General features: G+C 72.0%; 16 protein-coding genes. 11 read left to right on the top strand and 5 right to left on the bottom strand.

Annotated elements, in window-relative coordinates; all coding sequences use genetic code 11:
* Positions 1-176: 176 nt before the first annotated feature.
* Together KBO27_RS07690 and KBO27_RS07685 are read right to left on the bottom strand one after the other, a co-directional pair.
* A complete protein-coding gene (locus KBO27_RS07690) occupies positions 177-815 on the bottom strand; it encodes a TetR/AcrR family transcriptional regulator (RefSeq protein ID WP_210969295.1) in 639 nt (212 codons plus the stop codon).
* A gap of 73 nt (positions 816-888) precedes the next feature.
* A complete protein-coding gene (locus KBO27_RS07685; RefSeq protein WP_210969294.1) occupies positions 889-1,650 on the bottom strand; it encodes a 3-hydroxyacyl-CoA dehydrogenase in 762 nt (253 codons plus the stop codon).
* A gap of 135 nt (positions 1,651-1,785) precedes the next feature.
* Between KBO27_RS07685 and KBO27_RS07680 the strand changes: the two genes are divergently transcribed.
* Positions 1,786-2,976, top strand: coding sequence for a thiolase family protein (locus KBO27_RS07680; protein ID WP_210969293.1), 1,191 nt, complete (start codon positions 1,786-1,788; stop codon positions 2,974-2,976).
* Between the two features lie 30 nt (positions 2,977-3,006).
* Here the strand turns inward: KBO27_RS07680 and KBO27_RS07675 are convergent, their stop codons facing one another.
* A complete protein-coding gene (locus KBO27_RS07675; RefSeq protein ID WP_246536573.1) occupies positions 3,007-3,249 on the bottom strand; it encodes a hypothetical protein in 243 nt (80 codons plus the stop codon).
* A 346-nt stretch (positions 3,250-3,595) separates the two neighbouring features.
* On the opposite strand from KBO27_RS07675, the gene KBO27_RS07670 reads away from it, so the two are divergent.
* Positions 3,596-5,749 carry an acyl-CoA dehydrogenase family protein gene (locus tag KBO27_RS07670; protein ID WP_210969292.1) on the top strand — a complete coding sequence of 718 codons (2,154 nt, stop codon included), beginning with the start codon at positions 3,596-3,598 and terminating at the stop codon, positions 5,747-5,749.
* A gap of 117 nt (positions 5,750-5,866) precedes the next feature.
* Entirely contained in the window at positions 5,867-6,379 is a 513-nt protein-coding gene (locus KBO27_RS07665) for a pyridoxamine 5'-phosphate oxidase family protein (RefSeq protein ID WP_246536572.1), read from the top strand.
* A 13-nt stretch (positions 6,380-6,392) separates the two neighbouring features.
* Here KBO27_RS07665 and KBO27_RS07660 read toward each other — a convergent pair whose 3' ends face one another.
* Complete coding sequence (locus KBO27_RS07660; RefSeq protein WP_246536571.1) at positions 6,393-7,259, bottom strand: LysR family transcriptional regulator; 867 nt, start codon at positions 7,257-7,259, stop codon at positions 6,393-6,395.
* 98 nt (positions 7,260-7,357) lie between these two features.
* Between KBO27_RS07660 and gabT the strand changes: the two genes are divergently transcribed.
* From gabT to KBO27_RS07625, 7 genes are all read left to right on the top strand, one after another.
* Complete coding sequence (gabT, locus tag KBO27_RS07655; RefSeq protein ID WP_210969290.1) at positions 7,358-8,704, top strand: 4-aminobutyrate--2-oxoglutarate transaminase; 1,347 nt, start codon at positions 7,358-7,360, stop codon at positions 8,702-8,704.
* 12 nt (positions 8,705-8,716) lie between these two features.
* A complete protein-coding gene (locus tag KBO27_RS07650; protein WP_210969289.1) occupies positions 8,717-10,165 on the top strand; it encodes an NAD-dependent succinate-semialdehyde dehydrogenase in 1,449 nt (482 codons plus the stop codon).
* Between the two features lie 349 nt (positions 10,166-10,514).
* Positions 10,515-11,933, top strand: coding sequence for a PucR family transcriptional regulator (locus KBO27_RS07645; RefSeq protein WP_210969288.1), 1,419 nt, complete (start codon positions 10,515-10,517; stop codon positions 11,931-11,933).
* 156 nt (positions 11,934-12,089) lie between these two features.
* Entirely contained in the window at positions 12,090-13,547 is a 1,458-nt protein-coding gene (locus tag KBO27_RS07640; protein WP_210969287.1) for a purine-cytosine permease family protein, read from the top strand.
* Between the two features lie 12 nt (positions 13,548-13,559).
* Positions 13,560-14,882, top strand: a complete 1,323-nt coding sequence (locus tag KBO27_RS07635) for a flavin monoamine oxidase family protein (protein ID WP_246536570.1) — start codon at positions 13,560-13,562, stop codon at positions 14,880-14,882.
* Entirely contained in the window at positions 14,879-15,823 is a 945-nt protein-coding gene (speB, locus tag KBO27_RS07630) for an agmatinase (protein ID WP_210969286.1), read from the top strand. The genes KBO27_RS07635 and speB overlap by 4 nt, the downstream gene beginning before the upstream one ends.
* Positions 15,823-17,247, top strand: coding sequence for an aminobutyraldehyde dehydrogenase (locus KBO27_RS07625; protein ID WP_210969285.1), 1,425 nt, complete (start codon positions 15,823-15,825; stop codon positions 17,245-17,247). The genes speB and KBO27_RS07625 overlap by 1 nt, the downstream gene beginning before the upstream one ends.
* A 4-nt stretch (positions 17,248-17,251) precedes the next feature.
* Here KBO27_RS07625 and KBO27_RS07620 read toward each other — a convergent pair whose 3' ends face one another.
* On the bottom strand, positions 17,252-20,191 hold the full coding sequence (locus KBO27_RS07620) for an FAD-binding and (Fe-S)-binding domain-containing protein (protein WP_210969284.1): 2,940 nt from the start codon (positions 20,189-20,191) through the stop codon (positions 17,252-17,254).
* A 691-nt stretch (positions 20,192-20,882) separates the two neighbouring features.
* Between KBO27_RS07620 and KBO27_RS07615 the strand changes: the two genes are divergently transcribed.
* Positions 20,883-22,460 (top strand): BCCT family transporter, encoded by a 1,578-nt coding sequence (locus tag KBO27_RS07615; protein WP_210969283.1) that lies wholly within the window; start codon positions 20,883-20,885, stop codon positions 22,458-22,460.
* The last annotated feature ends 67 nt before the right edge of the window (positions 22,461-22,527 follow it).

The following is a 22,527-nucleotide window of genomic DNA, read 5'->3' as shown; positions in this document are numbered from 1 at the left end:
CGCTTCCTCTCGCTGAGCACGGTGCGATCACCGAGCTGCCGACGAGGAGAAAGCTAGGGACGCCACATGAGACGTCCGTGGGATTCAGATGAAGGAGTCTTCCTTCGATGTCGCAGGAGGTACGCCCAGGCGAACCACCGCGGACGGCCGCACCACGCAGAGGTGAACCCGGCGGCTCAGCGCTGCAGGCGGGGGTGCGCGCCGACCGTCATCAGAGCGATGTCGACGTAGCGGGCCGCGATCTCCTCGGGGCTCAGCGGGCCGTCCGCGTGGTACCAGCGCGCGACCGACTGGCACATGCCCAGCAGCGCCCGGGAGGTCTCCACCGGGTCGGCGATGGTGAAGGTGCCTTCGCGAGTGCCGGTTTCGATGACCTCGGTGAGAACGGTCTCCACGGTCTTGCGGCGGGCGCTGTAGCGGCGCCGGTTGCTCGGCGACAGGTACCGGGTCTCGCTGTCGAGCGCCGCCAGCCGGAACCGGTAGGTCATGTGCAGCACGATGGCCTCGATGACGTTCACGAACTGATCGCGCGGCGATCCCGGGGCCTCGCGCGCTGCCGCGCGCACGCGCCAGGCCACGTCGCTGGTGCCCAGTTCGAGGAGGGCGACGAGCAGCCCTTCCTTGTTCTCGTGGTGGTAGTACAGCGCGGGAACGGTCATGCCGACGCGGCGAGCGATCTGGCGCACGGTCGCGCCGTGGAACCCGCTCTCGCGGAACTCGTCCACCGCGGCGTCGAGGATGGGCGTCAGTTCGAGCGGCCCGAAATCCCGCCACCCGGACGCGGCGTCCGGCTTCGCCGCACTCGCCTGAGCCATCACGTCTCTCCCTCTCCCCGCCTGCGGGTGACCTTACCGGCCGGTGAAGACCACCGGCCGGTTCGGTCGAGCCTCATCGAGGTGCCATGCGGATGGCCCCGTCCAGCCGGATGGTCTCCCCGTTGAGCATGGGGTTCTCGACCACGTGGCGCACCAGGGACCCGTACTCGCTCGGCTCGCCGAGCCGCGACGGGTGCGGGACCTGAGCGCCGAGCGAGGCAACGGCCTCCTCGGGCAGCGCGGAGAACAGCGGCGTGTGGAACAGGCCCGGGGCGATGGTCGTCACCCGGATCTTCAGGCTCGCCAGGTCCCGCGCGATGGGCAGCGTCATGCCGACGATGCCGCCCTTGGACGCCGAGTAGGCGGCCTGGCCGACCTGCCCGTCGAACGCGGCGACCGAGGCGGTGTTGACGATGACTCCGCGCTCCTCGCCGACCGGCTCGGTCCGGGACATGCGCTCGGCGGCGAGCCGGAGCACGTTGAAGGTGCCGATGAGGTTGACGTTGATGACCTTGGTGAAATCGGCGAGCGGGAAGGCGCCCTTCTTGCCGACGGTCTTGGCGGCGTTGCCGATGCCCGCGCAGTTCACCGCGATCCGCAACGACCCCAGCGCGTCGGCGGCGTCGAGCGCCGCGGTCACCTGCTCCTCGTCGGTGACGTCGGCGGCGGCGAACACGACACCGTCACCGAGCTCCGCGGCCACGGCCTCGCCCTGGGAGGACGGCAGGTCGACGATGACGACCTTCGCGCCCTGGCCGTGCAGTTCCTCGACCGTGGCCAGGCCCAGCCCGGACGCACCTCCGGTCACGAGCGCGACAGCACCTTCGATGTCCACTTCCCGACTCCTCACATGTCGACCGAGCAACCGGACGGCAGCATACTGAGCGAGCGATAAGTGACCAAGCGTTCGTCGTATTGACACCCCGCACCTGCTTAGCGACCGTTAAGTGGACTTCGGAGGAGGAGCGCCATGGACGCCGTCATCGTCGACGCGATCAGAACCCCATCAGGCAAGGGCAAACCCGGAGGGCAGCTCTCGGGCATCCACCCCGCCGAACTGCTCACCCGCACGCTGCGCGGTCTCGTCGAGCGCACCGGCATCGACCCCGGCGAGGTCGACGACGTCATCGGCGGCTGCGTCGGGCAAGCCGGCGAGCAGGCGCTCAACATCACCCGCAACGCCGTGCTGGGAGCCGGTTTCCCGGAGTCGGTGCCCGCCACGACCATCGACCGGCAGTGCGGTTCGAGCCAGCAGGCCGCGCACTTCGCCGCCCAAGGCGTCCTCGCGGGCACCTACGACGTGGTGATCGCCTGCGGCGTGGAGTCGATGAGCCGGGTGCCGATGGGTACCACGCCGATGGGCACCAACCCCAGGGGCCCGTCGATGGCCGCGCGCTACCCCGAAGGCCTGGTGAACCAGGGCGTCTCGGCGGAGCTGATCGCGGCGCGGTGGAAGTTCGGCCGCGAGGAGCTCGACGAGTTCTCCGCCCGCTCCCACGCCCGCGCCGCGCAGACCGCCGCCTCCGGCGCGTTCGACGACGAGATCCTGCCGGTGGCGGTGACCGGCGCGGACGGCGCCGAGCGCGTCGTGAGCACCGACGAGACCGTGCGCGCGTCGACCACCGCCGACGGGCTCGCGGGCCTGCGACCCTCCTTCACGAACGAGGAGCTGGCGAAGCGCTTCCCGGAGATCGACTGGCGGATCACGCCGGGCAACTCCTCGCCGCTGACCGACGGCGCGTCGGCGGTGCTCATCATGAGCGAGGCCAAGGCCGCGGCGCTCGGCTTGCAACCCAAGGCCCGGTTCCACAGCTTCGCCGTCACCGGCAGCGATCCGCTGCTCATGCTCACCGGCGTCGTGCCGGCCACCCGCAAGCTGCTGGACCGCGCGGGCGTGTCGATCGACGAGATCGACGCCTACGAGGTCAACGAGGCGTTCACGCCGGTGCCGCTGCTGTGGCAGCGCGAGTTCGACGCCGACCCGGCCCGGCTCAACCCGCGCGGCGGGGCCATCGCGCTCGGCCACCCGCTCGGCGCCTCCGGCACGAGACTGCTGACGACGCTGGTCAACCAGCTGCAGGCCACCGGCGGCCGGTACGGCCTGCAGACCATGTGCGAGGGCGGCGGCATGGCCAACGCAACCCTCGTCGAACGCCTCTGAGCGCACCAGCGGCCTCCCCCGGGAGGCCGCTCAGCCCAGGAGGGGCTTGACCCTCTCGCCGAAGTCGCGGACCCCGCGCTCGAAATCGTCGAAGGTGAACATCATGCCCTTCACGCCGGGGATCTTCGCGACCTCGTCGAGGTGGCGGGCAACGGTCTCGTAGGAACCGACCAGGGTCGCCATGGTGAGGTTGATGGCGCCCTCGGGGAGGTTGATCGTGCGCGCGGTGCCGGTCGGGTCGGCCGAGGTGTCCCGGGTTCCCTGGTCGGGCATGTAACCGAGTAGCGGTGGCCGAAGCAGTCGTCCCCCGGACACAACCCCATCGGCACGTACTCGGCCCTCGCCCAGCCGGGAACGAAGTCCACGCGATCCTCGATGAACCGTCGGCGCTCACCAACCACATCTCACGCCCGCTGCTCCAGTCTGCTGCCGGGTGATCAACGGTGGAGTCGATTCAGCGCCACTGAGACTTGGATCACAGGACTACTCATCAGGCCACAGTGGACAGTCGCTCGCCGGTCATCTCGCGGTCGCAGCGGTCGACAGCGGTGATGCGGTCCGCGAGATCTGATGGGTCTCCTGGGTGGGCTGGGGGCGTTTTTGAACCTAGGCTTCAGGCATGTCGATCGCGATCAACGAGGATCACCGGCTGCTGGCTGAGACCGCTTCCGACCTGCTGGCGCGGCGCGAGGCACGTGGTGCCGGCCGCGCGCTGCTGGAATCCGACACCGAATCCCTTCCCGCGTTCTGGCAGGAGACGGCCGACCTGGGCTGGTTGGGGCTGCACCTGCCCGAGGAGCACGGCGGCGCGGGGTTCGGGCTCGCGGAGACCGCGATCGTCGCCGAGCAGATGGGGCGGGCGGTGGCACCCGGACCGTTCGCGCCGACCGCGATCGCCTCGGCCGTGATCGATGCCGTCGGCGACGAGGAGACCAAGCGGCGGTTCCTGCCCGGCCTGGCCGACGGGTCGGTGCCCGCCGGTATCGCGCTCGACGCCCGGCTGGAGGTCTCCGGCGGGACCGTCTCCGGGTCGGCGCCGGCGGTGCTCGGCGGCGGTCTGGCGCGGCTGCTGGTGCTCCCGGCCGGTGACGACGTCGTGGTCGTCGAGGTCGGCGACGCCGTGACCGCGGAGGTTCCGGCCAACCTGGACCCGTCCCGCCGCTCGGCCCGGGTCTCGCTGGACGGCGCACCGGCCGCGGTCCTGGCCGGGGGACGTCGAGCGCTGATCGATCTGGCCCGCGTGATCCTGTCCGCCGAGGCCGCCGGCGTCGCCCGCGAGTGCACCGAGCTCGCCGCCGCCTACGCCCGGGAACGCGAGCAGTTCGGGCGCGTCATCGGCACGTTCCAGGCCGTCAAGCACCACTGCGCGAACATGGCCGTGGCCACCGAGCTGGCCACCAGCGCCGTCTGGGACGCCGCCCGCGCCGCATCGACCGGCGGAGACCAGCTCACCTTCGCCGCCGCTGCCGCCGCCGCGCTGGCCGCGCCCGCGGCGGACCTGTGCGCCAACCTCACCACGCAGGTGCACGGCGGCATCGCCATCACCTGGGAGCACGACGCGCACCTCTACGTGCGGCGCGCGACGACGCTGCTCGCGATCCTGTCGCCCGACGACGCCGCCACCGAGGTCACCGCGCTCACCCGCCAGGGCGTCACGCGGGCCCGGACCGTCGAGCTGCCGCCCGAGGCCGAGGACCTGCGCGCGGAAGTCCGCGCCGTCGCCGAAGAACTGGCCGCGCTGCCCGAAGAGCAGCAGAAGCAACGCCTCATCGAGACCGGATACGTGATGCCGCACTGGCCCGAGCCCTACGGCCGGGCGGCGGGCGCCGTCGAACAGCTCGTGGTGGAGCAGGAGTTCGCGGCGGCCGGGGTCAAGCGCCCCCAGTACGGGATCACCGGCTGGGTCATCCTCACGCTCATCCAGCACGGCACCGAGCAGCAGGTCGGCCGGTGGGTCGATCCCGCGCTGCGCCAGGACGTCATCTGGTGCCAGCTGTTCAGCGAACCGGCCGCCGGCTCGGACGCCGCCGGGATCAAGACCCGCGCGACGCGCGTCGACGGCGGATGGCTCGTCAACGGCCAGAAGGTCTGGACGAGCGGCGCGCACAAGGCGGGCAAGGGCTTCGCGACCGTGCGGACCGATCCCGAAGTGCCCAAGCACCAGGGCATCACGATGATGGTCATCGACATGCGGGCCGAGGGCGTGGACGTGCGGCCCATCAAGATGCCCTCCGGCGCCTCGGAGTTCAACGAGGTCTTCTTCCAGGACGTCTTCGTCCCCGACGAGGACGTCGTCGGTCCGGTCAACGGCGGGTGGACCGTCGCGCGGGCCACGCTCGGCAACGAGAGCGTCAGCATCGGCGGCGGTCAGGGCACCATGTCCACCCCGGCCTCGGCGATGGTCCCGCACCTGGACGCGCATCCCGACCGGCTCACCGGCGGCGCCGTCCGCATCGGCCGGTACGCCGCGGAGCACCACGCGATGGAGATGCTCAACGTGCGCTCGGCGCACCGCGCCGTCGCCGGAGGCGAACCGGGGCCCGAGGGAGCCATCACCAAGCTCGTGCTCTCCGAACTGGGGCACGAGGCCGCGGCCATCATGAACGCCCTCAGCGGGCCCGAGGCGGTCTACCTGGACGGACCCGGCGCGTTCAGCGGTGCGCTGGCGCTGCTGCACCGCGGGCTGTCCATCGCGGGCGGCACCAGCGAGATCAAGCGCAACCAGATCGGTGAGCGCATCCTCGGACTTCCCCGCGACCCGCTGATCAAGTGACCACCCCCTGCCCCGGCGGAAACCCGTCCGGGCGCAGGGGTTTCGACGAACTCGGCCGCATCGGCCTGGCAGTCGGGCGTCCACGTGGGGACGCTCCAGCACGAGAAGAGGATTGGCATGGCCAAGCAACGAGCGCAGGTCCAGATGACGCCCGAGGAGATCTCGGCGTTCATGGCCACCCGCCGCACCGCGACGCTGGCGACGCTGGGCGCCGACGGGCACCCGCACGCCGTGGCGATGTGGTTCGCGCTCATCGACGGCGTGATCTGGTTCGAGACCAAGGCCAAGGCCCAGAAAGCGGTCAACATCGGCCGCGACCCGCGCGTCACCGTCCTGATCGAGGACGGCCTCACCTACGACGTGCTGCGCGGCGTCTCCCTGGAGGGACGCGCGGAGATCGTCGACGACCCCGACGCGCTGTGGGCCGTGGGCGTCAGCATGTGGGAGCGCTACCACGGGCCCTACAGCGAGGAGGTGAAGCCGTTCGTGGAGCACATGCTGCACAAGCGCGTCGCCGTCCGCATCGACGTCCACCGCACCCGCTCCTGGGACCACCGCAAGCTCGGCCTCGACCCCATGCCCCTCGGCGGCACCACCGCGGCGCACTACCCGGAATCGGCCGAGCAGTAGGGAAATCGCCAGGTCAAGGCCGGGGGTAGCGGGTCAGGCAGAAGGTCTCGAGGCGTTCGGCCAAGGTGCTCAGCGACGCGGCCGCGTGGTGTCCGGGATCCCACGCCGCGTGGAGGGTGATGCTGAGGTCGTCCTCTCGGGGCCGGGTGATGCGCAGGCCGTGGAGGTCGAAGCGCGGGTCGTCCGAGACGACCGCGATGCCGCGGCCCGCGGCCGCGAGCGCTTGGGCGACCTGCGCGTTGCCGCATTCGACGGGGTCGGCCAGTGCCTGCCCGCCCTCGGCCAGGGCCTGGTCGAGCAGTTGGCGCGGCCGGAAGGTCGGGTCGAGCACGACCAGCGGTCGCCCGGCGAGCTCGTCGAGGTCGACGGACTCGCGGCCGGCCCACGGGTGCTCCTGCGGCACGTAGGCCCACAGCGGCAGGACCGCCAGCGTCCGCGTGCTCCAGACCGCCGGTGGCTGCTGGGAGACGATCGCGAGGTCCGCTCCGCGCCGCAAGCGGTCGAGGGCTTCCGGACCGCTCGACTCCTGCACGGTCGGCAGCGGGTCCTGCGGCCCGAAGGTGGCCAGGAACGGGGCGACGACGTCGGTCAGCGTGGTGGGGCTGGCCGCGATCGTCAGGTCCACCAGCCGTCCCGCCGCCAGCGACTCGGCGGCCGCGGTGGCGGCATCGGCGCGGTGCAGCACGTCGCGCACGACGGGCAGGAACCCGCGACCGGCCGCGCTGAGCTCCAGCCTGCCCTCGCGGCGGTCGAACAGCGTCACCCGCAGCTCGCGTTCGAGCAGGCGGATCTGCCGGGACAACGCCGGCTGGGTCACGTGCACCCGCTTGGCGGCCTCGCTCACGGTCCCGGCTTCGGCGACGGCCACGAAATACCTCATGCTGCGCAGTTCCACACCTGCGAGTATGCCTGAACGTACTAGGTGGCGTGCGAAACAGGCATTCGACGGCATGGGCTCGCGTGCCGAGGATGGGTCCCATGACCGCCATTCCCGACACGGGCCTTCACCAGAACCGCCACCTCGTGACCGAGATCCCCGGTCCCCGCTCGCGCGCGCTCATGGCGCGCAAGGAAGCCGCCATCGCCCGAGGCGTCGGCACCACGATGCCGGTGTTCGCCGCGCGCGCCGCCGGTGGTGTCGTCGAGGACGTCGACGGCAACGTGCTCATCGACCTCGGCTCCGGCATCGCCGTCACGACCGTCGGGGCGAGCGCGCCCCGCGTGATCGAGGCCGTCGAGCAGCAGGTGCGGGAGTTCACCCACACCTGCTTCATGGTGACCCCCTACGAGGGCTACGTCGCCGTGGCCGAGCGGCTCAACCGGCTGGCGCCCGGGACGCACGAGAAGCGCTCGGTGCTGTTCAACTCCGGTGCCGAGGCCGTCGAGAACGCCGTGAAGATCGCCCGCGCCGCCACCGGGAGGTCGGCGGTCGTGGCCTTCGACCACGCCTACCACGGCCGCACGAACCTGACGATGGCGCTGACGGCCAAGGCGATGCCCTACAAGCACGGCTTCGGCCCGTTCGCTCCCGAGGTCTACCGCGCGCCGCTGTCCTACCCGTTCCGCGACGGCCCGGACGTCGACGGCGAGGAGGCCGCGCGCCGCGCCATCGACGTCATCGACAAGCAGGTCGGTTCGGACAACCTCGCGGCCCTGATCATCGAGCCGATCCAGGGCGAAGGCGGGTTCATCGTGCCGGCCTCCGGTTTCCTGCCCGCGCTGCAGCAGTGGTGCCGCAGCCGCGGCGTGGTGCTCATCGCCGACGAGGTGCAGACCGGGTTCGCGCGCACCGGTGCGATGTTCGCCAGCGAGCACGAGGACGTGGTCCCGGACCTGCTGGTCAGCGCCAAGGGCATCGCCGACGGTCTGCCGCTGGCGGCGGTCACCGGGCGCGCCGAGATCATGGACGCCGCGCACGCGGGCGGACTCGGAGGAACCTACGGCGGCAACCCGCTGGCCTGCGCCGCGGCGCTGGCGACGATCGACACGATCACCGAGGACGGGCTGATCCAGCGCGCCCGCGACATCGAAGCGCTCGCCCTGCCCCGGCTCTCGCGCCTGCGCGACGCCGACCCGCGCATCGGCGACGTGCGCGGCCGGGGCGCGATGCTGGCCGTGGAGCTCGTCGATCCGGCGACGGCGGCACCCGACCCCGAGCTCGCCCGCGCGGTCGCGGCCGCCGCGCACGCCCAGGGCGTGATCGTCCTGGTGTGCGGGACCCACGGCAACGTCCTGCGCTTCCTGCCGCCGCTGACGATCAGCGACGAACTGCTCCACGAGGCGTTCGACCTGCTCTCCGCCGCGTTCGCCGACCTCCGATCCTGAAAGGACGATCACGTGCTCTCCCCCGACACCCTCGACACCGACCGCGCGCTCCACATCGCGGGGCGGTGGCAGGCCGGTCGCGCGGGCCGGTTCGACGTCGTCGACCCCGCCACCACCGAGGTCCTGGCCACCGTCGCCAACGGCTCGGCCGAAGACGCCACCACCGCAGTCGACGCCGCCTCCGCCGCGGCCGCGTCCTGGGCGGCGACGCCACCCCGGCAACGCTCCGACGTGCTGCGCCGCACCTACGAGCTCATGCACCGCGACCACGACGCGCTCGCCCGGCTGATCACGGCGGAGAACGGCAAGTCCCTGGCCGACGCGCGCGCCGAGGTCACCTACGCCGCCGAGTTCTTCCGCTGGTTCGCCGAGGAAGCGGTGCGCGCGGAGGGCCGCTACTCGACCGCGCCCGCCGGAGGCGCCCGAACCCTGGTGACGTACCGGCCGGTGGGCGTGGCCGCGCTGGTCACGCCGTGGAACTTCCCCGCCGCCATGGCCACCCGCAAGATCGGCCCGGCGCTGGCCGCCGGGTGCACCGTGGTGCTCAAACCCGCTGCGGAGACGCCGCTGACCGCGCTGGCGATCACCCGGCTGCTGTCCGAGGCCGGCGTCCCCGACGGGGTCGTCAACCTCGTCCCGACCGATGACGCCGCCGCGGTCGTCGGCACGTGGCTGGCGGACTCGCGGGTCCGCAAGCTGTCCTTCACCGGCTCGACCCGCGTCGGCCGGTTGCTGCTGCACCAGGCCGCCGACCGGGTCGTCAACACCTCCATGGAGCTCGGCGGGAACGCGCCGTTCGTCGTCACCGCCGACGCCGACCTCGACGCGGCCGTGGAGGCCGCGATGGTCGCGAAGTTCCGGGGCGGAGGCCAGGCCTGCGTGTCCGCCAACCGGTTCTACGTGCACGCCGACGTCGCCGAGGAGTTCACCGCGCGGCTGGGGAAGGAGGTCGAAGCGCTGCGCGTCGGCCCCGCCGACGACCCGGGCAACCAGATCGGCCCGCTGATCAGCTCGAAGGCCGTCGCCGACATCACCGCGCTGGTCGACGACGCGCTCGCGCGCGGTGCCCGCGTCGCCGCTCGCTCCGATGTCCCGGACGGCCCGGGGTTCTTCCTGGCCCCGACCGTGCTCACCGACGCGCCCGCCGACGCGCGCGTCGTGCGCGAGGAGATCTTCGGGCCCGTAGCGCCCGTCGTCACCTGGCGCGACGAGGACGAGCTGCTGCGGTCCGTCAACGACACAGAGATGGGCTTGGCCGCCTACGTCTTCGCCGGTGAGCTCCAGCGCGCCGTCGACCTGGCCGAGCACATCGACGCCGGGATGGTGGGCATCAACCGGGGCGTCGTCTCCGACCCCTCGGCCCCGTTCGGCGGCACCAAGCAGAGCGGGCTCGGCCGGGAGGGGAGCCACGAAGGCCTCCACGAGTTCACCGAGACCCAGTACCTCAGCCTCGCCTGGTGACTATCCCCTCCTCGACTCCGGAACACCGGAGTCGCCCCACCCGATGAGCCCCTGACCGGATCTCCGCAGAGATCCGGTCAGGCGTCGCGACCGTCCGGTGAAACGGTGAATCCGGCTGCCGCACCGGTTTCGACGCCGGGCTTCCCGATTACGGCCGCAATCCGCACCCTGATTATCGCCGTAATCGGGGTCCGGAATACGGCGGTAATCAGGGACCCCGAGTGCGGCCGTATTCCGCCGCCCCAGAGGGGTTGGTTCGGGTGGGGTCGGGTGGGTCCGAGGTATAACCGGTGGGCCGGTGCTCGTGGTGGGGCACCGGCCGGTCGGTCGGAGTTGCGGAGGTTGCCGGTTGCGAGTCGACGATCTGCTGAGCACCCCCGAACTCGCGCTGGAGGTGCGGGTGCGCGGTCAGGTGGACCGGCCCATCCGCTGGGTCCACACGATCGAGGTGCGCGCCCCGGGGAGGTTCCTGCGCGGTGGCGAGGTCGTGCTCACCGCCGGCGTGTGGCGTGCGGCCGGGATCACCGCCGAGGCGTTCATCGACGACCTCGTCGAGGCCGACGTCGCCGCGGTCGGGTTCGGGATCGTGCCGCCGGAGTCCGCGGTACCCGAGGACTTCATCGACGCCGCCCGACAACGCGGTCTGACCTGCTTCGTCGTCCCGGTCGACGTCGCGTTCCTGCAGATCGTCGAGGCGTTCGTCAACACCAAGCGGGCCGAGTGGGAGCGCCCGCTGCGACGCCACCTCGGCCAGCACGACGCGATCGTCGCCGCGCTGCGCGTCCGGCGCGGCGTCGAGACGGTGCTGCGCACCCTGGCCGGTCAGCTCGGGCAGCCGGTGGCGGTGCGCGGAGGTGGCGGGCTGATCGAGGGCGAGGAGCCGCACCCCAGCCATCCGCTGCCCCTCGTCGGCGAGGGACTGGCCGACGCCGAGCTCCTGCTGCCGCGACCGATGGACGAGCTGGACGTCGAGCAGCACGCGGCCGTGGTGCAGGCGATGCCGTTCATCGCCATGGAGATCGAGCGCGTGCGGGCGGTGCGCGCCACCGAGGTCCGGTACTGCTGGGAGCTGTTCGAGTGGGTCCACAGCGCCACCGTCGACACCGCCGCCGTGCGCACCCGGCTGCACTCGCTGGGGCTGCCACCGGACGGGCCGCTCGCGGCGGTCGTGCTGCGCAGCCGGGATCCGGCCGCGCACTCGGTGCGGTTGGGCGAGCTGCTGGCCACCGACGGCATCGCGGTGCAGCGGGGCCGCGAGGTGGCCGCCTTCGCGCACGTGCGCGGCACCGAGACCGAGCTCGCCCGCCGCGTCCACGACGCGTTCGCCGAGACCGGCGAGGTGGTCCACGTCGGTGTCGGCAAGCCCGGCGGAGCCGGTGAGCTGCGGGTGAGCCTGCTGCAAGCCGCCCACGCCGCCGAAGCGACCTCCTCGCGAGCCGACGGCGGCTGGATGACGCACGACCAGCTGAGCAGTCCGGCGCTGCTGCTGTCGGTGCAGGACCCGGAACTGCTCACCGCCACGGCGAAGGCGCTGCTCGGCCCGGTGCTCGACCACGACGAGAGCCGCGGCGGAGACCTGCTGCCCTCGCTGGCGGTGTTCCTCGACGCCGGGGGCCGCTGGCAGGAGGCCGCGCAGCGACTGCACGTGCACATCAACACCCTCCGGCACCGGATGAGCCGGGTCGAGGAGCTGACCGGTCGCAGCCTGTCGCGCACCTCGGACCGCGTGGACCTCTACCTGGCCCTGCGCGGCCTGCACCAGGGCTGACCCGCGGATCGCACACCGGCGTTGTGCGATCGTCCAACGACACCTCTCGACTTCGGAGGATCGGTCCCTATCCGATCCCGGGTGAGGTCGACCACTCTGTGCGGGAGCCACGGCCAACGACGGCCGATGGGAGCCCTCACAGGAGGTCATGCGCTGATGCATCCGGAGACGCGGCGCGACTCGGGTATCGAGAAGCACGGGGTCGACACCATCCCGGAATCCGACCGCACCGGCCGACCGCGCGACGTCGCGGGAATCCTGCTCGGTTCCAACATGTGTCTCGGCGTGGTCATCTTCGGCTGGTTGCCCGCGTCGTTCGGGCTGGAGTTCTGGCCGGCGATCGCCTCGATGGTCGCCGGAACGCTGCTGGGGACCGTGCTGGTCGCCCCGCTGGCCCTGGTGTCGTTCCGCACCGCCACCAACCTCTCGACCAGCAGCGGCGGCACGTTCGGCGTCCGGGGCCGGCTCATCGGCTCGATGATCGGGCTGCTGCTGTCGCTGGGTTACGCGGCCCTGACGGTGTGGACGGGTGGAGCGGCGATCGTCGGCCCGCTGCACCGGCTGTTCGGCCTCCCCGACGGGGGCGCCAGCTTCTCCGCCGCCTACGCGGTGCTGGCGGTGCTGTCGGTGCTCATCGCGATCTTCGGGTACCGGTTGCTTACGCGGATGAGCAAGTGGGTGGCGGCCGGGACCATGGCGCTCATGGCGCTGGGCATCGTCGCCTACGCCGGGAAGTTCAGCACGGCGCCGGTCACCGACGCCGGGTACGCGATGGGCGATTTCTGGACCACGTGGGCGCTCTCGGCTGTCGCGGCGGGGCTCAGCGGTCCGATGGCCTTCATCACGCTGCTCGGCGACTACAGCCGCTACGTCTCGCCCCGGCGCTACTCGGGCCCGTCGGTGTTCGTCGCCTCGGCGGTGGGCATGGTCCTGGGTCTGCTGGTGCCGCAGCTGTTCGGCACGTTCACCGCGTTCGCCTCCGGCGCCGCCGACGACTACGTCGGACCGCTGGTGGCGGCGGCACCGGTGTGGTTCCTGATCCCGCTGCTGCTCAACGGCGTGTTCGGCACGATCGGCAACGCCGGCGCCTTGATCTACAGCATGGGCCTGGACCTCGACGCGATCCTGCCGCCGCTGTCGCGGGTCCAGGCCACGATCCTGACCTCGGTGGCCTCGACGGCCCTGGTGTTCCTCGGCTACTTCGTGTGGGACGCCGAGGACGCGGTCACCGCCTTCGTGCTGCTGCTGACCGCCATCGGCGCTCCGTGGGCGGTGATCACGCTGATCGGCTTCCACCGCTGCCGAGGCCGCTACGACCCGGACGCGCTGCAGGTCTACAACCGGCGTTCCCGGGGCGGGCTCTACTGGTTCACGGCCGGCTGGAACCTGCGAGCCGTGGCGGCGTGGGCCATCGGCTCGACGATCGGCCTGCTGTCGGTCGACACCGCCCTGTTCCGCGGGCCGCTGATCGAGTGGACGTTCGGCCTCGACCTGAGCTTCGCGCTCGCCGCGGTGACCACCGCCGCGGCCTACCTGCTGCTGACGATCGGTTCCCCGCAACCGGTTCCGGACGCGGCGACACTAGCAGTCCCGGCCCAGGCCGCATCCGCCTGAGGCACCTGAAAGATGAGGAAGCAAGAGATGGACCACTACGACGTCATCGTCGTCGGCGCCGGGTTCTCCGGGCTCACCGCCGCCCGCGATCTGCGGGAAGCCGGCAAGAGCGTGCTGATCCTGGAGGCCCGGGACCGGATCGGCGGATCGACCTGGTACCGGCCGGACGCGCTCGGCGGGTTCGGGCTGGAGATGGGCGGCACCTGGATCGTCCCGCAGCAGACCCACGTCTGGAGCGAGGTGCAGCGCTACGGCATCCCGGTCGTCGACAGCGACCTCCCCGGCCGCATGACCTGGTCCGACCACGGTCGGGTGCTCGACTCGCTGCTGCCGGTACCGCCCGAGCAGTACGGCGCGCTGGAGGACGCGCTGCGCGCTCTCGTCGAAGCCGGTTCCCGGCTCGACCCGCAACGCCCGCTGTCCGAGCAGGGCCTCGCCGACCTGGACGTGCCGATCCGGCAATGGGCCGACGACGCCGGCTTGACCGGCAACGCCCGGGAACTGCTCATCTCGTGGTTCTGCGGTTGCGCCAACGCCAGCGAGGAAACCGGTTCTGCGCTGGACATCCTGCGCTGGCTGTCCTCGATGGACAACTCGCTGTGGGGCATGGTGCAGGCCAGCGTCCTCGGCCACACCTTCACCGAGGGCACGGTGTCGCTGGCCGAGGCGATCCGCGCCGACGGTGCCGCCGAGCTGCGCCTGTCCAGCCCGGTCCGCACGATCAGCGCCGACGCCGACGGCGTGACCGTCGAGCACGACGGCGGCTCCGCGCGGGCCGACCGGGTGCTGATGACCACCCCGGTCGGCGTCTGGCGCGACATCGAGTTCACCCCGCCGCTCACCACCGCCAAGAAGGCGATCAGCGAGGAGAACCACGCCGGGCAGGGCCAGAAGGTGTGGGCGCTGGCCCGCGGCGTCGATCCCGAGATCAGCGGCTTCGGCTGGGGCACCAGCTTCGACTACGTCGGCGCGATGGGCACCACCGACGACGGTGTGGTGCTGGTCTGCTTCGCCCCGGAGCACGACCGGGTCGACGCCGACGATCTCGGCGACGTGCAGCGCGCGGTGCGCGAGTTCGCGCCGGAGGCCGAGGTGATCGCATCGGAATCGCACGACTGGGTCAACGACGAGTTCAACAGGGGGACCTGGGCGACGTTCCGGGCCGGCCAGTTCGCGCGCTACGAGATCGCCGTCGGCGAGCCGGAGGGCCGGGTGCACTTCGGCGGTTCGCACACCGCGCGCCGGTGGCGGGCGTTCATCGACGGTGCGATCGAGTCCGGCAAGCGGGCCGCCGCCGAGATCGTGGCCGCTCAGTCCGAAGGAGGCCGGAAGTGACCGAACCCATCGGCCCGGTGGACGCCACCCGCGTCCCCCGCTACGGCGGAGACACGACCTTCGCCCGACTCCCCCGGCTCAGCGAGGTCGGCGACGCCGACGCGCTGGTGTGGGGCGTGCCGTTCGACACCGGCGTCAGCTACCGGCCGGGCGCCCGGTTCGGCCCGAACCACGTCCGGCAGAGCTCCCGGCTGCTGCGGCCCTACAACCCGGCGCTGGACGCCGAGCCGTTCGCGGTGCGCCAGGTCGCCGACGCCGGTGACGTGGGGGTCAACCCGTTCGACATCGACGAGGCGATCAGCACCATCGAGGCCGCGGCCCGGGACCTGTCGGGCACGCGGCGAACCCTGCTCACCGTGGGCGGCGACCACACCATCGCCCTGCCGCTGCTGCGCGTGCAGCACGAGCGGCACGGACCGGTCGCGGTGCTGCACTTCGACGCGCACCTGGACACCTGGGACACCTACTTCGGCGCTCCGCACACGCACGGCACGCCGTTCCGCAGGGCCTCCGAGGAAGGGCTCATCGACTTCGACCACTCGATGCACGTGGGCATCCGGGGGCCGCTGTACTCGCGGCTGGACCTCGACGAGAGCGAGCGGATGGGATTCGCGGCGGTGCACTGCCGCGACTTCGCCAGGACTCCGCTGGACACGATCATCGACCGGATCCGAACCCGGCTGGGCACGCGTCCGGTGTACGTCTCGATCGACATCGACGTGCTCGACCCCGGTTTCGCGCCGGGCACCGGCACTCCCGAGGCCGGCGGGCTGTCCAGCCGCGAACTGCTGGAGCTCGTGCGCGGTCTCGACGGGCTCAACCTCGTCGGCGCCGACCTCGTGGAGGTGGCGCCCGCCTACGACCACGCCGAGATCACCGGGATCGCGGCGGCTCACGTCGCCTACGAACTCCTCAGCGTGCTGCCCAACGGAGGTGCCTGATGCGCGCGGTTCACAACGTCATCGACGGCAAGCCGGTCCCGGCCGAAGGCGGGCTGACCACCGACCTGATCGCCCCGGCGACCGGCGAGGTCTTCGGCACCGCCCCGCTGTCCTCGGAATCCGACGTCGACGCCGCCTACCGGTCCGCGTCGCGGGCGTTCCAGGACTGGAAGCTCACCACTCCGGCCGAGCGGCAGCGGCTGCTGCTGCGGTTGGCCGACGAGCTGGAGCGGCGGTCCGAGGAGTTCGTCACCGCCGAGACCGAGAACACCGGAAAGCCCGTGGAGGCCACCCGGACCGAGGAGGTCGCCGCCTCGGTCGACCAGATCCGCTTCTTCGCCGGCGCGGCACGCGTCCTGGACGGATCAGCGGCGGCGGAGTACTCGCCCGGGCGCACCTCGTACGTGCGGCGCGAACCGGTCGGCGTCGTCGGCCAGGTCGCCCCCTGGAACTACCCGCTGATGATGGCCGCGTGGAAGGTGGCGCCCGCCCTGGCGGCCGGAAACACCGTGGTGCTCAAGCCCGCGGACACCACACCGGTCACCGCCGCGCTGCTCGGTGAGCTGGCCGCCGAGATCCTGCCTCCGGGCGTGCTCAACGTGGTCTGCGGCGACCGCGACACCGGCCGCGCGGTGGTGGCCCACCCGGTGTCGGCGATGGTGTCGATCACCGGATCGACGCGAGCGGGCCAGCAGGTGGCACGCGCCGCCGCCCAGGACGTCAAGCGGGTTCACCTGGAGCTCGGCGGCAAGGCTCCCGCGCTGGTCTTCGCCGATGCCGACCTCGCCGCCGCGGCCGAGGGCATCGCCGATGCCGCGTTCTTCAACGCGGGCCAGGACTGCACCGCCGCGACCCGCGTGCTCGTCGAGGAATCGGTGGCCGAGGAGTTCACCGCCGAGCTCGTCGAGCGGGCGGCCGCGCGGCGCTGCGGACCTCCGTCCGATGTGGACGCGATGTTCGGTCCGCTGAACAGCGCCGCGCAGCTGGACCGGGTGCGGGCCATCGTGGACGGGCTGCCCGACCACGCCCAGGTGCTCACCGGAGGCCACCCGGTCGGCGACACCGGGTTCTTCTTCGCGCCCACCGTGATCGGCGGCGTGCGCCAGCACGACGAGGTCGTGCAGGAGGAGATCTTCGGGCCGGTGCTGACCGTGCAGACCTTCCAGGACGAGCGGCAGGCGCTGAGCCTGGCCAACGACGTCGACTACGCGCTGGCCTCCAGCGTGTGGACGACCGATCACGGCCGAGCCCAGCGCCTCACGGCCGGACTGGACTTCGGGTGCGTATGGGTCAACACGCACATGGTCCTGGTCGCCGAGATGCCGCACGGCGGTTTCAAGCACTCCGGCTACGGCAAGGACCTCTCCAAGTACGGCCTCGACGACTACACCCGGATCAAGCACGTCATGCACGAGTTCGCCTGAGGCGCTACTCCGCTCGGGTCGGGCCGGGGTCGAGGAGTTGGGCGAGGTGCAGGCCGGGCCTGCTCGGGGCGAGCTGGTCGACCTGCCGGGCGCACGAGAAGCCGTCGGTGAGCACGGCGACGTCGCCGCCCGTGCTGCGGAGCGCCGGTGCGAGGGCGTTCTCGGCGACGAGCATGCTCACGTCGTAGTGCTCGGCTTCGAAGCCGAAGTTGCCCGCCACGCCGCAACATCCGGTCGCGTCGACGACCTCGCCGACCCCGGCCGCCTCGAGAGCTCTCCGCTGCGCCGCGGCGCCGAACACCGAGTGCTCGTGGCAGTGCGTCTGGAGCACGGCCCGCTGCGGCGCGGGCCGTGCCGGCGACGGCACCCACCCTCCCGACACCCGGTCGGCGACGTGGGCGGCGAAGCTGCGCACGCGCGAGGCGACCCGCCTCGCCTGCTCGGTGTGGACGAGTTCGGGCAGGTCCTTGCGCAGCGCGGCGGCGCAGCTCGGTTCGACGACGACGATCGGCCGGTCCGTGCCGTCGTCGAGCGCGGCGGCCGTCTTGGCCAGCAGGCGCTTGGCGGTGCCGAGCTGGCCGGTGGAGATCCAGGTCAGACCGCAGCAGGCGTCCGCCGAGCACGCGACGGTCTCACCGGCGTCGCCGAGGACGCGCGCGGCGGCACCGGCGACCTCGGGCCGGAACCCCCGGGTGAAGGTGTCGACGAACAGCACCGCCGATCCCCGCGCTCCGGCGTCGGTGATCTCGCGGCGCCATTCCCCCGCGCGGGCGAACCTGGGCAGTGCGCGCTTGGTCGTGAGTCCGCCCGCTGCCGCCGCGGCCTTGGCCAGCGGCGTCGCCAGGACGGCGTTGACCAAGCCCGAGACGCGCCCGGTCAGCTTCATCCAGCGCGGGAGCCAGCCCAGCGAGTAGTGGGATCGCGGCCTGCGGCGGCCTCGGTAGTAGTGGTCGAAGAACTCCGACTTGTAGGTGGCCATGTCGACGCCCGCAGGGCAGTCGGTCGCGCACGCCTTGCACGACAGGCACAGGTCCAGCACCTCCCGGGCCTCCTCCGACCGCCAGCCCTCCTCCACCGTGCGGGCGCCCCGGACGACTTCCTGCAGCACGCGGGCGCGGCCGCGCGTCGAGTCCTTCTCGTCCCGCGTGGCGCGGAAGCTCGGGCACATCACGCCCCCGGTGTCCGCGCGGCACCGGCCCACGCCGATGCAGCCCTGCACGGCGTGGACCCACGGGTCCCGCCCGGCCGACGCCGGGCTCAACTCGAAGCTGGTGCGCCACTCGCGGTCCGGCACACCGGCGAGCGCCAGGTGGCCGTCCATCGGGTCGGGATCGGTCACCGAGCCGGGGTTGAGGATTCCCGCTGAATCCCACAGCTTCCGGCACTCGGCGAAGGCGGCCATCACCTCCGGCGAGTACATGATGGACAGCAGTTCGGACCGGGCGCGGCCGTCGCCGTGCTCGCCGGAGAGCGAACCACCGTGCCGGACGACGAGTTCCGCCGCCTGCCGGGTGAACTCGCGGAAGACCCGCCGGCCCTCGCCGGTGCGCAGGTCGTAGGTGATGCGGATGTGCATGCAGCCGGCGCCGAAGTGCCCGTACATCACCCCGGTGAGCTCGTGCTCGGCCAGGAGTTCGCGGAGGTCGGCGAGGTAGTCGGCGAGCCGTTCCGGGGCGACGGCGGCGTCCTCCCAACCGGGCCAGGACTCACCGCCCGACGCCAGGCGGGAGGACAGGCCCGCGCCGTCCTCGCGGACCCGCCACAGCGACGCGCGCTCGGCGGGGTCGGCGGCCTTGCGGCCCTGCACGAGCCGGCCGTTCTCACCGAGCCGGTCGAGCAGCCGGTCCGCCTGGGCGCGCACCGATTCCGGGTCGTCACCGTCGAGGTCCACGAACAGCCACGCCTGGCCCTCGGGCAGCCCCAGCACGGAGTCGGGGCCTCGGCGGTGGCGCATCGTGGCGACGATGGCCTCATCGGTGCCCTCGACCGCGGCCGGGGAGAACTCCAGGATCGTCGGGACGTCGCGGGCGGCGTCGACCACGTCCCGGTAGCCGAGGCAGACCAGCAGCGCGCTGGCCGGTTTCGGCACCAGCTTCATGCGCGCGCCCACCACCACGGCCCACGTCCCCTCGGAACCGACGACCGCGCGAGCGACGTTGAACTTCTCCGGCAGCAGGTTCTCCAGGTGGTAGCCGGAGACCTGCCGGGGGATGCGGCCGAGTTCGAGCCGGAACGCGCTCAGGTGCTCCTGCGCGAGCCCGGCCAGCGAGGCCACGAGGGCGTCCGCTCGCGCCGCGGCGGTGGAGTCGGCGGGATCGGTGGCGCGCAGACCCGCTTCGGTCGCCGTCAGCCGCGCACCGTCGGAGGTCACGAGGTCGATCTCGGCGACGTGGTCGGACGTGCGGCCGTAGCGCACGGAGTGGTTGCCGCACGCGTCGTTGCCGATCGCCCCGCCCACCGTGGCGCGGTTCTTCGACGAGGGATCCGGCGCGAACGTGCGGCGACCACCGGTAGCGCGCTCGACCTCGCGCGTCAGCGTCGCGAGGACGACTCCGGGTTGCACGTCGACCGTTCCGGCGTCCTCGTCGATGGTGCCCACCTGGTCCATGTGCCGGGAGAAGTCGAGGACCAGCCCGGGACCGACGGCGTTGCCCGCCATCGAGGTCCCGCCGCCGCGGGCGATGATCGGGGTCTCGGTGGTCCGGCACGCCGCGACGGCCGCCACGACGTCGTCGGTGGTGCGCGGGAACACGACCGCCAGCGGTTCGACGCGGTAGTTGGAGGCGTCGTAGGCGTACTCGGCGCGCCGACGGGGTGAGGCGTCAGCCTGCACACCGGCATCCGCGAGCGCCCGGAGCAGCGTCGACTCCGGATCGCTCCCGCTGCTGACATCATCCCGGTGCGATGTCGCGGTGGGCACCGGACGGCCGGCGGAATCGGTCATGCGTCGAGTCCCTTCGCGCGGACGAGAAGCGGTCGCGGGTGGCTCCCGTGCTGCACGGTACCGACTCCTCCGCGCGCCACCGGAGAAGTCATCGCGGAGCGTGTCGACATCAGCCCTCCACAGTGGACGATACCGGGGCCGCGCGAGCGCACGCCCAGGGCTTTTGGCCCTGGCCTGATCCGAACCGCTGGTACCGGGAACCCATCGCGGAGGATCTCGGCGCGCCCACCGATTTCCACGCCAAGCCGGCTCCGATGGCGCCGCTCGCGCCTGATGCGCGACTCAGGTCTCGGACACCGCGCGTCCCGACGCCGTCACCGGGCGTGTGCGCACCGCATCCACCCTGATCGTCGGCGGTTTCGGCGCGGTGACCGGGGGCCGCCCCGCGCACCCGCGGGTTCGTCCCGGCGAGTAAACTCTCTTCCCGCTCCGGCGAGCTTGACCAGCGCGAACGTTGTCGCCGATGTTGCGAGCAACCGCAACACCCCCAAAACCGCAGCGCACGCGTCCGCCGGTGCTCCCCCGCGCAGCGGCCCACCCCCGTCCCCACGCCGCCGACCCAGTCACGGAGACCTCTTCCGAAGCACGAGCGTCATGTCGGTCCCGGCGTCACGGTCTCCCCCGCGACGGCATCACGCGTGCCCACAACAGGTCGCCCCACCGTCGTTCCCCCAGCTCACGGAGTCACCGATTGTCTGAATCACCCACCGCGCCGTCCGATCAACGGCGGCCCGGACCGGTCCTGTACGTCTCGCTCGCCCTGGCGCTGGCGATCGCCGTGTGGGGCGCCGCCGCCGGCGACTCGCTGTCGCGGGTCGGCTCCGCCGCGCTCGACGGCATCACGCGCGGCTTCGGCTGGGCGTACCTGCTCGTCTCGCTCGGGTTCCTGGCGTTCCTCGCCTTCCTCGCGTGCAGCCGGTACGGCAGCCTGCGGCTCGGCCGCGACGACGAGCGTCCCGCGTTCCGCCGCGTCACCTGGTACGCGATGATCCTCTCGGCGGTGATGGGGATCGGCCTGATCTCCTACGGCGTCACCGAGCCGATCTCCCACCTCGCGGAGCCGCCGCACGGACTGGCGCAGCCGATGACGCCGGGCTCGGCGGTCACCGCGATGCAGTTCTCGTTCTTCGACTGGGGCTTGCACGCCTGGGGCATCTTCGCGGTCGTGGGGCTCGCGATGTCCTGGTCGATGTTCCGGCGAGGCCGTCCCGGACTGGTCAGCGCCCTGTTCCGGCCGCTGCTCGGCCGTCGCGTCGACGGCGTCGCCGGCGGCGCGATCGACGTGTTCGCGGTCCTGGCCACGCTGTTCGGCACCACCACCTCGCTCGGGCTGGGAGCTCTGCAGATCAACGGCGGGTTCACCGCCCTGTTCGGCATCCCCACCTCGCGGCCGGTGCAGTTCGCGATCATCGCCGTCATCACGCTGCTGTTCACCGCCTCGGCGCTGACCGGCGTCGCCCGCGGCATCCGGTTCCTGTCCGAGACCAGCATGGGCCTGGGGGCGCTGCTGTTCGTGTTCGTCCTGGTCGTCGGGCCCACCATCTACCTGGTCGACCTCTACGTGCAGTCGATCGGCCGCTACGTCAGCGAGCTGGTGTCGACGAGCCTGATCACCCCGGCCAACGGCGACCTCGACTTCATGCAGTCGTGGACCTACTTCATGCTCGCCTGGTGGCTGTCCTGGGCGGCCTTCGTGGGCGTATTCCTGGCCCGCATCTCGCGGGGCCGCACGATCCGCGAGTTCGTCGTGGGCGTGCTGCTGGTGCCCAGCGTGGTGTTCTCGCTCTGGTTTACCGCCTTCGGCGGCACCGCGATCCACAGCGACCTCATCGGCAGCACCAAGATCGCGGTGGCCGCGGCCGGGGACGAGAACTCGGCGTTCTTCGCGACCCTCCAGTCGCTGCCGCTGTCCACGGTCACCTCGCTCGTGACGATCGTGCTCGTCGTGCTGTTCTTCGTCTCCGGAGCCGACGCCAACACCTTCGTGCTCAGCATGCTGACCAGCCGGGGCACCGAGAATCCGCCCTCGTGGATCCTCGCCCTGTGGGGCGCGGTGACCGGCGCGGCGGCGATCGCGCTGCTGGCCGCGGGCGGTCTGGACTCGCTGCAGCAGATGGTGATCGTCAGCTCGGCACCGTTCCTGCTCATCCTCATCGGCGTCGCCGTCGGCTTCTGGAAGGACCTGAGCTCGGAGTTCGTTCCGCGCCAGGTACCCGTACCCGCCGAACCGGAACCTGCCGAGGAACGAACAGCGAAGGCGCTGCACTAGGCCCTGCTCAGGTGCGGACTCGGCTCGCACCACCTCATGTCCTTCAGCGGCGTGCTGGGGCGCTCGC

The sequence above is a fragment of the Saccharopolyspora endophytica genome (assembly GCF_018070075.1).
GTDB lineage: Bacteria > Actinomycetota > Actinomycetes > Mycobacteriales > Pseudonocardiaceae > Saccharopolyspora > Saccharopolyspora endophytica.
The sequence above is the reverse complement of the archived record's forward strand: the minus strand, read 5'-3'. Positions and strand labels throughout refer to the sequence as shown.

What these genes read in the sequence shown, in the direction of transcription:
- KBO27_RS07690 (WP_210969295.1), bottom strand. Translation starts at nt 815, where the DNA reads ATGGCTCAGGCGAGTGCGGCGAAGCCGGACGCCGCGTCCGGGTGGCGG.
- KBO27_RS07680 (WP_210969293.1), top strand. Translation starts at nt 1,786, where the DNA reads ATGGACGCCGTCATCGTCGACGCGATCAGAACCCCATCAGGCAAGGGC.
- KBO27_RS07675 (WP_246536573.1), bottom strand. Translation starts at nt 3,249, where the DNA reads ATGCCCGACCAGGGAACCCGGGACACCTCGGCCGACCCGACCGGCACC.
- KBO27_RS07670 (WP_210969292.1), top strand. Translation starts at nt 3,596, where the DNA reads ATGTCGATCGCGATCAACGAGGATCACCGGCTGCTGGCTGAGACCGCT.
- KBO27_RS07665 (WP_246536572.1), top strand. Translation starts at nt 5,867, where the DNA reads ATGGCCAAGCAACGAGCGCAGGTCCAGATGACGCCCGAGGAGATCTCG.
- KBO27_RS07660 (WP_246536571.1), bottom strand. Translation starts at nt 7,259, where the DNA reads ATGAGGTATTTCGTGGCCGTCGCCGAAGCCGGGACCGTGAGCGAGGCC.
- gabT (WP_210969290.1), top strand. Translation starts at nt 7,358, where the DNA reads ATGACCGCCATTCCCGACACGGGCCTTCACCAGAACCGCCACCTCGTG.
- KBO27_RS07640 (WP_210969287.1), top strand. Translation starts at nt 12,090, where the DNA reads ATGCATCCGGAGACGCGGCGCGACTCGGGTATCGAGAAGCACGGGGTC.
- KBO27_RS07635 (WP_246536570.1), top strand. Translation starts at nt 13,560, where the DNA reads ATGAGGAAGCAAGAGATGGACCACTACGACGTCATCGTCGTCGGCGCC.
- KBO27_RS07625 (WP_210969285.1), top strand. Translation starts at nt 15,823, where the DNA reads ATGCGCGCGGTTCACAACGTCATCGACGGCAAGCCGGTCCCGGCCGAA.
- KBO27_RS07620 (WP_210969284.1), bottom strand. Translation starts at nt 20,191, where the DNA reads ATGACCGATTCCGCCGGCCGTCCGGTGCCCACCGCGACATCGCACCGG.